The organism is Halomonas litopenaei (assembly GCF_017303055.1).
Lineage (GTDB): Bacteria > Pseudomonadota > Gammaproteobacteria > Pseudomonadales > Halomonadaceae > Halomonas > Halomonas litopenaei_A.
In genome coordinates this window covers 724,538-737,573 of sequence record NZ_JAEKJT010000003.1, presented here as the reverse complement: position 1 = coordinate 737,573, position 13,036 = coordinate 724,538, and the positions used below count along the sequence as shown (strand labels likewise).

Annotated in this window: 11 protein-coding genes; 6 read left to right on the top strand and 5 right to left on the bottom strand. The window is 63.0% G+C overall.

What is annotated here, in order from left to right:
* Window positions 1–97 precede the first annotated feature (97 nt).
* Window positions 98–949, top strand: a complete 852-nt coding sequence (gene thpD, locus JF545_RS07205; protein ID WP_206940874.1) for an ectoine hydroxylase — start codon at window positions 98–100, stop codon at window positions 947–949.
* Window positions 950–1,123: 174 nt separating this feature from the next.
* The gene (locus JF545_RS07200; RefSeq protein WP_206940710.1) at window positions 1,124–1,801 is read left to right on the top strand and encodes a fumarylacetoacetate hydrolase family protein; all 678 of its coding nucleotides are present in this window, start codon (window positions 1,124–1,126) and stop codon (window positions 1,799–1,801) included.
* Between the two features lie 137 nt (window positions 1,802–1,938).
* On the opposite strand, the gene JF545_RS07195 is transcribed toward JF545_RS07200, so the two are convergent.
* The 4 genes from JF545_RS07195 to JF545_RS07180 all read right to left on the bottom strand — a co-directional run bounded on the left by JF545_RS07195 (window position 1,939) and on the right by JF545_RS07180 (window position 6,676).
* Window positions 1,939–3,117 carry an alcohol dehydrogenase family protein gene (locus JF545_RS07195; protein ID WP_242520710.1) on the bottom strand — a complete coding sequence of 393 codons (1,179 nt, stop codon included), beginning with the start codon at window positions 3,115–3,117 and terminating at the stop codon, window positions 1,939–1,941.
* Between the two features lie 162 nt (window positions 3,118–3,279).
* A complete protein-coding gene (gene speA / locus JF545_RS07190; RefSeq protein ID WP_206940708.1) occupies window positions 3,280–5,199 on the bottom strand; it encodes a biosynthetic arginine decarboxylase in 1,920 nt (639 codons plus the stop codon).
* Window positions 5,196–6,164: a homoserine kinase gene (locus JF545_RS07185; RefSeq protein ID WP_206940706.1), complete on the bottom strand. Its 969-nt coding sequence runs from the start codon at window positions 6,162–6,164 to the stop codon at window positions 5,196–5,198. The genes speA and JF545_RS07185 overlap by 4 nt, the downstream gene beginning before the upstream one ends.
* Before the next feature lie 242 nt (window positions 6,165–6,406).
* A complete protein-coding gene (locus JF545_RS07180) occupies window positions 6,407–6,676 on the bottom strand; it encodes a DUF2782 domain-containing protein (RefSeq protein ID WP_206940704.1) in 270 nt (89 codons plus the stop codon).
* Window positions 6,677–6,920: 244 nt separating this feature from the next.
* Here JF545_RS07180 and polA point away from each other — a divergent pair, with 244 nt between their 5' ends.
* Window positions 6,921–9,707, top strand: coding sequence for a DNA polymerase I (gene polA / locus JF545_RS07175; protein ID WP_206940702.1), 2,787 nt, complete (start codon window positions 6,921–6,923; stop codon window positions 9,705–9,707).
* 36 nt (window positions 9,708–9,743) lie between these two features.
* Here polA and JF545_RS07170 read toward each other — a convergent pair whose 3' ends face one another.
* On the bottom strand, window positions 9,744–10,490 hold the full coding sequence (locus JF545_RS07170; protein ID WP_206940699.1) for an NAD(P)H-dependent oxidoreductase: 747 nt from the start codon (window positions 10,488–10,490) through the stop codon (window positions 9,744–9,746).
* Between the two features lie 89 nt (window positions 10,491–10,579).
* Here JF545_RS07170 and JF545_RS07165 point away from each other — a divergent pair, with 89 nt between their 5' ends.
* From JF545_RS07165 to JF545_RS07155, 3 genes are all read left to right on the top strand, one after another.
* The gene (locus JF545_RS07165; RefSeq protein ID WP_206940697.1) at window positions 10,580–11,461 is read left to right on the top strand and encodes a LysR family transcriptional regulator; all 882 of its coding nucleotides are present in this window, start codon (window positions 10,580–10,582) and stop codon (window positions 11,459–11,461) included.
* A 102-nt stretch (window positions 11,462–11,563) separates the two neighbouring features.
* Window positions 11,564–12,286 (top strand): haloacid dehalogenase type II, encoded by a 723-nt coding sequence (locus JF545_RS07160; protein ID WP_206940695.1) that lies wholly within the window; start codon window positions 11,564–11,566, stop codon window positions 12,284–12,286.
* A gap of 196 nt (window positions 12,287–12,482) precedes the next feature.
* Window positions 12,483–12,995 carry a hypothetical protein gene (locus tag JF545_RS07155; RefSeq protein ID WP_206940685.1) on the top strand — a complete coding sequence of 171 codons (513 nt, stop codon included), beginning with the start codon at window positions 12,483–12,485 and terminating at the stop codon, window positions 12,993–12,995.
* The last annotated feature ends 41 nt before the right edge of the window (window positions 12,996–13,036 follow it).

Here is a 13,036-nt window from a genome sequence, read left to right as displayed (position 1 = left end):
CGCCCATCTCAAGCAGCAGACACAGAGCGCCAACCAGGCCTCTTATCAGGCCCTTGACCAGGGTGGTGAAGGCTATCCGACCCGGCTCCCTCAGCCGATGCAGAGCCTCTGGGTGGATCGTCGCGGCCCTGTGATCAAGGGAAGCGCCGAGCAAGGGCCCCTGAGCCAGCAGCAGCTGGATGAATTCGAGAACAAGGGATTTCTGTTCGAGCCGAATTTCATTTCCGGTGATGAGCTCGCCTTGCTGCGCGAGGAATTGAAGGTACTGCTCGAAAACGATGCGTTCCGTGGCAAGGATTACAGCGTCGTGGAACCGAGCGGCAAGGAAATCCGCTCGCTGTTTGCCGTGCATTACCTGTCCGAGGTGTTTGCGCGGCTGGCCAATAATGAACGCCTGGTCGGCCGGGCTCGTCAGATTCTGGGTGGCGAGACCTATGTGCACCAGTCGCGGATCAACTACAAGCCAGGGTTTGAAGGCAAGGGCTTCAACTGGCACTCGGACTTCGAGACCTGGCACGCCGAGGACGGCATGCCCGAGATGAATGCGGTCAGCGCCTCGATCGTGTTGACCGACAATCACGAGTTCAATGGGCCCTTGATGCTGATTCCCGGCTCGCATCGTGTGTTTGTTCCGTGCATCGGCGAGACGCCGGACAACAACCACGAGACGTCGTTGAAGAAGCAGGAGGTGGGTGTCCCCAGCCAGGAGGCGTTGCGGCAGCTGATCGAACGCAACGGCATCGAGGCACCCAAGGGCAGCGCCGGCGGCCTGTTGCTGTTCGATTGCAATACCCTGCACGGCTCCAACGCCAATATGTCGCCGGATCCCCGCAGCAACGCGTTCTTCGTCTACAACCGAGTGGACAATCGCTGCGGCGAGCCCTTTGCCGCCAAAGGCCGTCGCCCTGACTTCCTGGCCCACGAGCCGGAGGGTCGATTCGAGCCCTGAGGTTCTGCCGCCTCAGCCGCCTTGGCATCCTTGAGGGAGACGGGTGACAGTGGTCGCGGGAGCAGCAAAAGCTGGGATAGACTCGAGAGGCGCGCCAATGGCGCGCCTTTTTTGCGAGTGTCGCGGCAGGTTGCCGCCTGCTCGTGACCTCTCTACTGATCTCAGGAGCCTGTCATGTCTCTCGTCCCGAGCTTTGTCGATGGCGACACCTTTTCACAGCCGCTTGGCAAGGTGGTTTGCGTCGGTCGTAACTACGCAGAACACGCCAGGGAGCTCGATAATCCTGTGCCCGACGCCCCGATATTGTTCATCAAGCCGGCGACCAGTGTCGTGCCGCTTGAGGATGACGTGAAGGGTCCGTTCGAGCGCAGCGATGTGCACTTCGAGACGGAGCTGGCGCTGCTGATTGGCGAGACGCTGCGTGAAGCCACCCCGGAGCAGGCAGAAGCTGCGGTGGTGGGCGTGGGCCTGGCGTTGGACCTGACGCTGCGTGACGTGCAGTCCGCACTGAAGAAAAAGGGGCATCCATGGGAGATCGCCAAGGGCTTTGACGGCGCTTGCCCGCTGTCACGCTTTATTCCGGTCGAGGCGCCGATGGATTGGTCTGCCATCGAATTCAGCCTGGACATGAACGGCGAACGTCGCCAGCACGGCATGGCGAGCCAGATGCTGTTCCCGATTCCCGCGCTATTGGCCGAAATGAGCCAGCACTTTACCCTGGCCCCCGGTGACGTGGTATTGACCGGCACCCCCGCTGGCGTCGGCAAGCTGGAAAAGGGGGCCTCTCTGGCCTTTGAACTGTCTCTGCCCAACGGCCAGAGCCACCAGCTCCAGACCAAGGTGGTGGGCTAGGCGGCACAGGCTCGCCCAAGGCTGATAAGAGCTAAAGAGCGCTGATCAGTGCTAAGTAGCGCTGATCAGCGCGAGCTCAGGCTGGCGACGCCCCACCCTGCAGACCCCGCGGTGGGCCTTGTCCGCAGGTAGCGGGTTCAGTCCAGCGGGGGCGGTATCAGGACCAGGTTGCCGACGTGGTGTTTTTCGAGGAAGCTCTTCTGGGCCTCGACGATGTCCTGCAAAGGAAAGATTCCGGCCAGCAGCGGGCGAATCTCGCCGCGCTCGATGTAGCCGATCAGGTTGGGGAAGACGGGCTCATCCCAGGCGGTGGAACCGATCAAGCGGATATCCTTGAGATACAGCTTGCGCATGTCGAGTTCCACCACTGGCCCGGCGATGGCCCCGGAAGACACGTAGCGCCCACCTCGATCAAGCACCTCCAGAACGCCGCCAAAGCCTTGGCCCGCCACATTGTCCACCGCCACGTCGATGGCGGATTCTCCCAGCGCCGATACCAGGTCATCATGACGATCAAGCAGGCGATCGGCCCCCAAGGCCTGGATCGCCGGATGCTTGGCCTGGCTGGCCACCGCAGTGACGTGGGCGCCACGACGCTTGGCCAACTGCACGACCGCTGAGCCAACGCCACCGGAGGCACCGGTCACCAGCAGCCTGTCGCCTGCCGTGACCCCTGCACGATGCAGCATGTTTTCGGCGGTGCCATAGGCACAGGGGATGGTGGCAAGCTCTGCATCGCGCCAATCGCAGTCGACGGCAAACACCTCACTGGCGGGCACCTTGACGAACTGTGCAAACGCGCCATCGAAGTCCGATGCCATCCACACCGAATCCCAGTGCTCGAAGCCCTTAGTGCGCATGCAGGCTCGCACCAGCACGCGCCTGCCGATCAGCTCGGTGGCGTCGACGTCTTCTCCCAGGGCGACCACCTCGCCGCAGCAATCGGTACCCTGAATCAGTGGGAAGGGCGTTGCCCCATTCCAGCCACCGTCGTCGCTATTGCCTGCATCGTCGTCCAGGGCGCTGTCCGATGACGCCTGGGTATCGCTCGTGACGCTGGACGAATACCAACCCAGGCGGGTATTGATCTCGGTATTGTTGATGCCGGCGGCCAGGACCCGCAGCAGCACCTCTCCAGGCCCCGGCTCCGGGGTGGCCACGCGCTGGTAGCTCAGCTTGTCGTAGCCGCCATTGCCCAGGGTGACGACGGCCAGCATGGTTGGCGGTGGAGTGAAGGAAGAGGAAGGGGAGCTGGAATCGGTAGGGCGTGAGGTATCGATGACGGCATCCTCCTGGTGGCTTGTGGCACGGCGCATACGACCTATCTCGCCATGGCTGACGGCTGGGTGCAAGTGCTACGCAAGGTAGCGCGCCCGCAGACACGAGGAGTGTCGGCGGGCGCGGCAACAGGCGGTGGGCGCGGGGCTTGTCTGGTCTGGGATGGCTGGGCTGGCTGGCACCCAGCGGTATGGGAAGGCTTACTCCAGATAGGTGTAGCCGTCGAGCCCCTCCGACAGGTCATCCAGGAAGTGACGCTGCTCGCGAGGATCCAGATTGCTGCGGGTGAGCTGCACGCGCAGGCGTTCGCGCAGCACGTCAGCATTGAAGTTGACGTAGCCCAGCACGTCGGATACCCGGTCGCCCCACTGCAGGTTGGTCAAGCGCCAGCCGCCGTCGCGATCCAGTGAGGCATCCACCGCATCGGTATCACCGAACAGGTTATGCAGATCGCCCAGAATTTCCTGGTAGGCGCCCACCATGAAGAAGCCGAGCAAGCGCTCATCCCCCTCATGCCACTCGGGCAAGGGCAGGGTGGTCTCTACCCCCTGGCCATCCACGTAACTGTCGATGCGTCCGTCACTGTCACAGGTGATGTCCTGAATGACGCCGCGACGGCTGGGTTCGCGGTCCAGTCCGCACAGCGGCAGCACCGGGAAGATCTGCTTGATGCCCCAGACATCGGGCATCGACTGAAACAGCGAGAAGTTGACGAACAGCTTGTCCGCGAGCTTCTCGGCGAGTTCATCAAGGATCTCGCGATGGGCGCGATTGCGGGGGTCCAGCTGTGAACGTAGGGCGGCACAGGCGGCAAAGTAGACGCCCTCGCCTTCGGCCCGCGCTGCCAGGTCGGCGGCTCCCAGCACGAAACGATCATGCAGATCGCCCATGTCCTGAATCAGGTCGTGCCAGGCTTCCATCAGGCCGCGCGGCTCGGGCTCACGCTGCAGAAAGTCCAGCGTACGCCAGAGCGCTTCCACTTCGGGGTCGTCGCTCCGGCGCTCGCTGGGCGGCTGGGTGTCCACGCTCTCTTCGCCGATCACGTTGGTGATCAGGACGGCGTGGTGCGCGGTCAGCGCTCGGCCCGACTCGCTGATCAGGTGCGGCTGAGGCAGGTCCTCTGCGCTACATACCTGATTGAAGGCATAGACCACGTTGCGGGCGTACTCGAGCATGGAGTAGTTGATCGAGCAGAAATTGCGCGAGTGGGTGCCTTCGTAGTCGACACCCAGTCCGCCGCCCACGTCCACCGTGTCCACCGGGGCACCCAGCTGGTGCAGGTACTGGTAGAAACGGGCACATTCACGCAGGCCGCGCTGAATATCACCGATATTGGCGATCTGGGACCCCAGGTGGAAGTGCACCAGCTGCAGGCTGTCGAGGCGGCCTGCCTCGCTCAGGCGCTCGACCACCGCCAGGATCTGGCCAGCGGTCAGGCCGAACTTGGACTTCTCTCCGCCGGTATCCTGCCACTTGCCACGTCCCACGGATGACAGCCGAGCACGCAGCCCGATGCGTGGCGTCACGCCCAGGCGTTCGGCCTCTTCCAGAATCATCGGTAGCTCGGACAGCTTTTCCACGACCAGGTAGACCCGGTGGCCGAGCTTCTCGCCCATCAACGCCAGACGAATGTACTCGCGGTCCTTGTAGCCGTTGCACACGATCAGCGACGGGCCATCCCCTGACAGGGCCAGCACCGCCAAGAGCTCTGGCTTGCTGCCTGCTTCCAGACCTACGCGATCGCGCCCGCGCTCGTTGGTGGCGAGAATTTCCTCGACCACGCGACGCTGCTGATTGACCTTGATCGGGTAGACCGCGGTGTAGCCGCTGGTGAAGTTTTCCTCTGCCATGGCCTGGTCAAAGGCCGCGCACAGCTGCTCGACCCGGTCATGCAGAATATCGGTAAAGCGGATCAGCACCGGCAGGCGCAGGCCGGCCTTGCGTACCTGCTCGACCAGGCCGATCAGGGGCAGGCTGGGGCCCGGCTCAACCTCGCCGAGAGGCCGCACCAGCGCTTGTCCGGCTTCATCCACGTCGAAGTAGCCACTGCCCCACTGGTCAATGTTCCAGGTACGGCGGGCGCGTTGCACGGCTGCATCAGGTTGCGGCTTCTGGCTCACAAGCGAACCTCGGTGTCGGGCAGGGGAAGAGCGCCATGCTCCAGGCGCGAGCGCAGGATGCGCCGGAACTGCTCTGGGTCATGGGGCGTCAGGTCATGGGCCGGCGGGTCCACATACACCACCAGCAGGCGCGACAGCCAATAGCGCAACGCCGTCAGGCGCAGCATCAGCGGCCATAGCGCGCGTTCCTGGGCGGTCAAGGGGCGCTCGGCGAGGTAGGCCTCCAGCAGCGCATCGTGGCGCTGCTGGTCGAGATGGCCATCGCCATCGGTGGCCCAGTCATTGATGACAATGGCCAGGTCGAACAGCAGGTCACCGGTGCAACCATTGTAGAAGTCGATGATGCCGCCCAGCTGCTCGCCGTCGAACAGCGTGTTATCGCGGAACAGGTCACCGTGCAGCGCGCCCTGGGGCAAAGGCTGCTCAAGGGTTTCCAGGGCCGCCTGGTAGGCATCCACTTCATCCTGCATCAGCGCCTGGTCTGCGGGTGACAGATAGACCAGCACCTTGTGATGCATGGCGCTCAGCCAGTGAATGTCACGAGGGTTGGGGCGGTGTCCGCTGAAATGACGCGAGACGCGGTGCATTTCGCCCAGGGCCTGTCCCAGCGCCCGGCATTGAGCGGTATTGGGGGCCTTGGGGTGGCTGCCCGGCAGGCGCGGGAAAAGCAGCGCAGGGCGACCCGCCAACTCGTGCAATGCGACGCCGTCGCGGTCGTGAATAGGGCCAGCGACGGGGATGCGATGCTCGTCGAGGAAGTCCAGCAGCTCGACGAAGAATGGCAGTTCTTCGTGTTCACCCTGCTCGAACAGAGTTAGCACCAGTTCTCGCCTGTCGGTGGTGACAAAGAAGGTGCTGTTTTCGGTGCCTGCGGGCACCCCTTGCAGCCTTGTCAGTTCGCCGACGTCAAAACGGCTGAGAAAGCCTGAGACCTGTGAGTCTTCAAGCGGAGTGAATACGGCCATGGATCGTCTCGCCCGGGGTTGCCAAGGCGCCTATTGTAGCGACTTGGCAACGAGTTGCACGTGATCGAGAAACGTAATCTCAGCGGAATGACAGTGCCGCTTGGGGCAAGTGCCCGGCAGAGGGCCTGGGGCGCGCAGGTCGCAGACAGCAAACGTGCAAGGTGAGCACAACGGGCGGGCAGCGAAGGCGGAGCGACGACGCTCGTCGATTGGCCCCGGCCAGGCTATTGGACCCTGCTTGGCTATTGGACCCAGCCTGGCACGTCGACGCTATCGCTGGTCTGGCGCTGGAAGTTGCCGTCGCCATTGCGGTCCACCAGGAAGTAGGTGCTGCCACCCTTGGGCTCCACCTTGATGGCATACAGCTTGCCGTTGACTCGGTACTCGCTCAGGGTCTGGCCGGCTTCCTGGCGTACGCTGACATCCGGTTGCACCTGCGCCACAGCGGGTGCCGCTGTCGCCAGTAGCGTCAGGGCCAGCAGGCTAGCGCTGGTGAGGCGTTGAATCATCATGGTAAGCCTCCTGATGACAGTTCATCGTCAAACGGTTTGGTAGAACGGTGTTCGATAAGACCATGATACGTGTCGCGGGGTTCCCCGGCAAAGGCGTTGTGGTCGCGCCGCAGCGGGCAGACGCTGGTGCCAGGGTGGAGCGACGCTCTGGACTTCACTCGGCGAAAAGCGACCGGCAAAAGACGCACGGGATGCGTATCATGTGTGGCAACGTAGACATTCTTTCTTACAGGGACGCCGATCCATGGCCTCTAGCCCCATCGTTCTCGTCGACGGTTCCTCCTATCTTTACCGTGCCTTTCACGCCCTGCCGCCGCTGACCACCTCCGAAGGTCAGCCTACCGGTGCCATCAAGGGCGTGATCAACATGCTCAAGCGCCTGATCAAGGACTATCCGGACAGTCCCATGGCGGTGGTCTTCGATGCGCCCGGCAAGACCTTTCGTGATGAGCTGTACGATCAGTACAAGGCGCAGCGGCCGCCGATGCCGGATGACCTGCGCGCTCAGGTCGAGCCGCTGCACGACTGCGTCAGGGCGCTGGGCTTGCCGCTGCTGTGCATCAAGGGGGTCGAGGCCGATGATGTCATTGGCACCCTGGCTCGGATGGCGACGAACGCCGGCCGCGACGCCGTGATCTCTACCGGCGACAAGGACATGGCGCAGCTGGTCAATGGCCATATTACCCTGGTCAACACCATGAAGGACGAAACCCTGGATGTGGCCGGGGTGAAGGACAAGTTTGGTCTGCCGCCGGAGTTGATCATCGACTACCTGGCATTGATGGGCGACAAGGTCGACAACATCCCAGGTGTGCCGGGGGTTGGCGAAAAGACCGCTATCGGCCTGCTACAGGGCATGGAAGGCGGGCTGGATGTGATCTATGGCGATCTCGACAGGGTCAAGACCCTGTCTTTTCGTGGCGCCAAGACGTTGCCCAAGAAGCTCGAGGAACATCGCGATCAGGCCTATCTGTCGTACACGCTGGCCACGATCAAGACCGACTGCGAGCTGGAGCTCGGCCTCGATGACCTGGCCATCGCTGCGCCGGACCGTGAGGCGCTGAAGACGCTTTACCAGCGCCTGGAGTTCAAGAACTGGCTGGCGGAGTTGCTGGCCGGTCAGGACGAGGGCGTTGACGACGTGGCGGGTGGCACGGCCACCCCGGCGGGGAGCGATGACGCCGAGGGTGGCCAGATCGCCGCGGGGGACACGCGGGAGGATCACGTGATTCTCGAGCAGGCCGAGCTGGACGCCTGGCTCCAGCGGCTGGCCGACGCCGAGGCCTTCTGTTTCGATCTGGAAACCACCAGCCTCAACTATATGGAGGCCGAGATCGTCGGTATTGGCCTTGCCCTGGCCCCGGGCGAGGCCGCCTACATCCCGCTGGCCCATGACTACCTGGATGCCCCTGCCCAGCTCGATCGCAAGCAGGTGTTGGCGTCGCTTGCTCCGATACTGGCCGATGAGCGCATCGCCAAGATTGGCCAGAACCTGAAGTACGATATCTCGGTACTGGCACGCTACGAGATGGCGGTCGCCGGGCCTCTGATCGATACCATGCTCGAGTCCTACGTGCTGGACTCCACCGCCACCCGGCATGACATGGACTCCCTGGCGCTGAAGTACCTGGGCGAGGGCACGGTCAAGTTCGAGGATATTGCCGGCAAGGGTGCCAAGCAGCTGACGTTCAACCAGATTGCCCTGGAACAGGCGGCTCCCTACGCCTGCGAGGACGTCGATATCACCCTGCGCCTTCACCACGAATTGCGCCCCCGCCTCGAGCAGACGGGGCGATTGGCCGAGGTGCTCGACAGGCTTGAACGGCCGCTGGTTCGGGTGCTGTCGCGGATGGAGCGCAACGGGGTAGCGTTGAACGTCGAACTGCTGCACACCCAGAGCCAGGAGCTGGCCGAGCGCATCCGTGAGCTCGAGGCCAGGGCGTTCGAGCTGGCCGGACGAGAGTTCAACCTGGGTTCGCCCAAGCAGCTGGGACAGATCCTGTTCGAAGAGCAGGGCATTCCCGTGATCAAGAAGACCCCTAAAGGCGCGCCGTCCACCGCCGAGGCGGTGCTTGAGGAGCTGGCACTGGATTATCCGCTGCCCAAGCTGATCATGGAGCATCGTGGCCTTTCGAAGCTGCGCTCCACCTATACCGACAAGCTGCCCAGGCTGGTCAACCCGTCCACCGGTCGTCTGCACACCAGCTATCACCAGGCGGTGACGGCCACCGGTCGTCTGTCGTCGTCAGATCCCAATCTGCAGAATATCCCGATTCGTACCGACGAAGGACGCCGCATCCGTCAGGCCTTTGTGGCACGGCCTGGCTATCGCATCGTGGCGGCGGACTATTCTCAGATCGAGCTGCGCATCATGGCGCACCTGTCCGGCGACAAGGGCCTGCTGTCGGCCTTTGCCGATGACAAGGACATTCACGCCGCCACTGCGGCTGAGGTGTTCGGTGTCGGCCTGGACAAAGTGTCCAGTGATCAGCGCCGCAGTGCCAAGGCGATCAACTTCGGGCTGATCTACGGCATGAGCGCCTGGGGGCTGGGTCGCCAGCTGCACATCGAGCAGAGCCAGGCCAAGACCTACATCGATCGCTACTTCGATCGCTACCCCGGGGTAGCCCGCTATATGGAGCGTATCCGTGCTCAGGCGGCCGAGGATGGCTATGTCGAGACAGTGGCCGGGCGCAGGCTCTATCTGCCGGAAATTCACTCTCAGAACCGCGCTCGTCGCCAGGGCGCCGAGCGCACCGCCATCAATGCGCCCATGCAGGGGACGGCGGCAGACATCATCAAGCAGGCCATGATCGATATGGACGATTGGCTGACCGACCAGGCGGGCAGCAATGGCTTCGATGCCTGGATGGTGATGCAGGTCCACGATGAGCTGGTGTTCGAGGTCAAGGAAGACCAGGTGGACGCCTTCATGGCCGAGGTCAAGGCGCGCATGCAGAATGCTGCCAGCCTCGATGTGCCCCTGATTGTCGAAGCCGAGAGCGGTGCCAACTGGGACGAGGCCCACTGAGGCCAGGGGGAGTGCTGGACCACCACTGCGCGCCTTTCAGCGCCAGCGCAGGGGGTGACGCAGGCCAAGGCGGCCGTGTTCATCCCAGTCGTCCCAGCCAGAGAAGGGGATCGTCGACTCCCCTTCCAGGCTATCAAGCCTGGCTCGCCAGTCGGCCTTGGTGCTTTCGAGGTGGCAGCGGAACGCGGCCTCCTCCTGGTAGGCAAGGCCGCCGCCCTGGATGCCGAAGGCGAGCTGGGGCGGCAGCACCTCAAGGCCGAGGTAATAGAGGGAGCAGTGGAGGGGGTACATCAGCTTAACGATGTCTCCCGCCCGTCCTGTTGGCTCGAAGGCTTCCGCCGGCGACCCGGTCGTTACTGCACAGATGGCGCGCTTGCCCTTGAGCCGCCCGCGATCATAGCGGCGACTGCCGGAATACATGCCTCCGTATACCATCACGCGATCAAACCAACCCTTGAGCATGGCCGGTGGGCCATGCCACCACAGTGGAAACTGAAAAATCACTAGGTCCGCCTGTTGCAGCCGTTGGATTTCTCTTGCCACATCCTCGGGAAGTTGTTCGCCTTCGAAGGCATGGCGCTGTTCCGTCAGTGCATTGAAGACCTGTGAATCCTGACGATGGCGATAGTGGCGTGGGTGTTCAATGGCATCGAAGCCTTCAGCGTACAGGTCGCTGATCTCCACCCTGTGTCCCTGGGTGGTCAGGATGTCGACGGCGATGGCGGACAAGGCGCCGTTCAAGGATTGGGGCTCGGGGTGACAGTGAACAATCAGCACATTCATGGTCGACTCCATGGCGGTGGGTGTGGTTCAGGCTATGCCTTACACTTGTGCAACGAAATTCCCTATTCTTGTCGGCAGGCTTTGCAAAAATGAACAGTTGGGACGACTTGAGGACGGTGCTCGAGATTTCGCGCTCGGGCTCACTCTCAGGGGCGGCACGCCAGCTTGGCGTCAGCCACGCCACCGTGTTTCGGCGCCTGAAGAACATCGAGCGGCGTCTGGGTGTGCTGTTGTTCGAACGCTCACCTGGTGGTTACCAGGCCACCTTGGCGGGGGAAGAGATGGCACAGGCGGCAGCGCGCGTGCACCAGGAGGTAGAAGGAGTGACGCGCCGCATCCAGGGGCGGGATCAAAGGCTGGAGGGCGTCATTCGCGTCACCCTGACAGACTCCTTGCTGCAGGGGCTGCTGATGCCAGTATTCGAGGCGTTCCAGCGACGCCACCCCGCCATCGTGCTTGATGTCTCAGTGTCAAATGCCCTCTATGATCTAGCCGCACGTGACGCCGAGGTGGCAATTCGTCCCTCCAATCAGCCGCCGGAGACGTTGGTCGGTCGGCGAGTCGGCTCGATTCGCCAGGCGATCTACGTGGCTCGCGACGGCGACATCTCCGAGCCGGGCGACATCACCGCCTGGATCGATCAGGGACAGCGCCCCGACGATGCGGCGCTGGCGGCTTGGATGGAAGACAAGGTCGAACAAGACATGGTTCGCTTCCGTTGCGATAGCCTGCTGGGGCGGCAGCAGGCCGCCAGACGTGGCCTGGGGGCGGTAGTGCTTCCTTGTTATCTGGGCGATGCGGATGCCGACTTGAAACAGGTAGGAGATGAGCAGGAGGCGTTGACGGTGGGCCTGTGGCTGCTGGCCCACCAGGACATGCGTCAGGTTGTGCGTATACGCCTGTTTATCGACTTTCTTGCCGAGTCACTCCGGGCGAGGTTGGCGCCCGAGGCGTCGGGCGCAAAACACTAGGCACTTTTCAGACAAGCCCTAGGCCAAGTCCTTGTCCTGACGTCTGCTAGCGCTACGACTTCGGACAAGATCCACCGGCAGCGAAACAAGGAGAGCAACAGCATGGCGACGCCCTGGCAACGACCCAAGATACTGGCCTTCGATATCTTCGGCACCGTGGTGGATTGGCACGGCAGTGTCGTGCGCGAGGTCGAGGCCCTGGGCCTGCTTGACGGTCCCGGCTGTGCGCTGACGCCAGCTGACTTTGCCCGAGCCTGGCGGGCGGGCTACAGGCCTGCGATGGCTCGGGTGATGTCAGGCGAGCTGGGCTGGACGCGCATCGACGACTTGCACCGGATGATTCTGGACGAGCTGCTCGATCAGTATCACCTGGCGCTGGACGAGCCGGGGCGGAGGCAGCTCAACCTTGCCTGGCACCGGCTGGCGCCATGGCCCGACAGCGTCGAGGGGCTTACGCGACTCAAGCAACGCTATGTGATCTGCACCCTGTCCAACGGTAATCTGGGGCTGCTGGCCGATATGGCCAAGCTAGGAGGACTGCCCTGGGACCTGATTCTGTCAGCAGAGGTCTTCCGCGCTTACAAGCCCCATCCGGACACCTACCTAGGCGTCGCCGAGGTGTTCGAGGTGGACCCATCGGAGGTCATGCTGGTGGCCGCCCACCAGGACGACCTCGACGCCGCTCGCGGCTGTGGCCTCAAGACCGCTTACATCGAGCGCCCCCACGAGTTTGGCGCCGATGCCCCCAAGCCGGTGGAGGGATCCTCCGCCAACGACCTTCACGCCAGCTCGCTGACGGACCTGGCCCGCGCACTACAGTGCTAGTGGGCCAGTCCCTGGAGGCTAAGGGTAATGACCCTGGAATCTGGTGATGCCTGGGCGCTGGCTTTGCTCGCCAGGTAGTCCGCCTCGACAAGTGGTCATTCACCACTGCCGAGATCGTGTTGCGGGTGCTATGGTGTCGGTCATGGAATGCCAAATTGGTCGTGGATGCCACGGCCCCATTGCCGGAGACAAGGATATGACACGGGTAAAGATGGGATGGGCAGCGCTTGCCATGGTGACGCTGGCAGGCTGTGCGTCGACCTCGCAGCCACAGACCGCCGCGGAAATGTTTGACTGTAGTGCGCTCAATCAGGCGGTGGCGAGTGCCGAAGGAGGCTTTGCTGGCATCAAGGGGCGTTTCGAAGACAACCGTCTGACCCGCACCTGGGAAACCGACGTGCAGGCGTTTCATGAGTCCTGCCTGATCAGCTCATCCCAGCGTCCCGATCATTATTCCTGTTTCGGCCGCATGGACAGCGATGATCCGCGCGGGGCGCTCACGGTCGGTGGGGAGGCGCTGGGGCAATGTCTCGGTGCGGACTGGTCCTCGACTCGTGAGGAAGGCAGCGACCGCTTGATCTTCTCCAAGGCAGGCACCGACACCACCGTGTCACTGGAAACCTTCCTGAATGATCGTGGGCGCCGCATGGCCAGCCTGGATGTCTGGCAGCACCCGGATGATCTGCGACTGGAGTCCACCGGCCGCTGAGCGCCATCTCGACGTTGCGGACGAACACGCCGCGATCCAAG

What these genes read in the sequence shown, in the direction of transcription:
- thpD (WP_206940874.1), top strand. Translation starts at nt 98, where the DNA reads ATGCAGAGCCTCTGGGTGGATCGTCGCGGCCCTGTGATCAAGGGAAGC.
- JF545_RS07200 (WP_206940710.1), top strand. Translation starts at nt 1,124, where the DNA reads ATGTCTCTCGTCCCGAGCTTTGTCGATGGCGACACCTTTTCACAGCCG.
- JF545_RS07195 (WP_242520710.1), bottom strand. Translation starts at nt 3,117, where the DNA reads ATGCGCCGTGCCACAAGCCACCAGGAGGATGCCGTCATCGATACCTCA.
- JF545_RS07185 (WP_206940706.1), bottom strand. Translation starts at nt 6,164, where the DNA reads ATGGCCGTATTCACTCCGCTTGAAGACTCACAGGTCTCAGGCTTTCTC.
- JF545_RS07180 (WP_206940704.1), bottom strand. Translation starts at nt 6,676, where the DNA reads ATGATGATTCAACGCCTCACCAGCGCTAGCCTGCTGGCCCTGACGCTA.
- polA (WP_206940702.1), top strand. Translation starts at nt 6,921, where the DNA reads ATGGCCTCTAGCCCCATCGTTCTCGTCGACGGTTCCTCCTATCTTTAC.
- JF545_RS07170 (WP_206940699.1), bottom strand. Translation starts at nt 10,490, where the DNA reads ATGAATGTGCTGATTGTTCACTGTCACCCCGAGCCCCAATCCTTGAAC.
- JF545_RS07165 (WP_206940697.1), top strand. Translation starts at nt 10,580, where the DNA reads ATGAACAGTTGGGACGACTTGAGGACGGTGCTCGAGATTTCGCGCTCG.
- JF545_RS07160 (WP_206940695.1), top strand. Translation starts at nt 11,564, where the DNA reads ATGGCGACGCCCTGGCAACGACCCAAGATACTGGCCTTCGATATCTTC.
- JF545_RS07155 (WP_206940685.1), top strand. Translation starts at nt 12,483, where the DNA reads ATGACACGGGTAAAGATGGGATGGGCAGCGCTTGCCATGGTGACGCTG.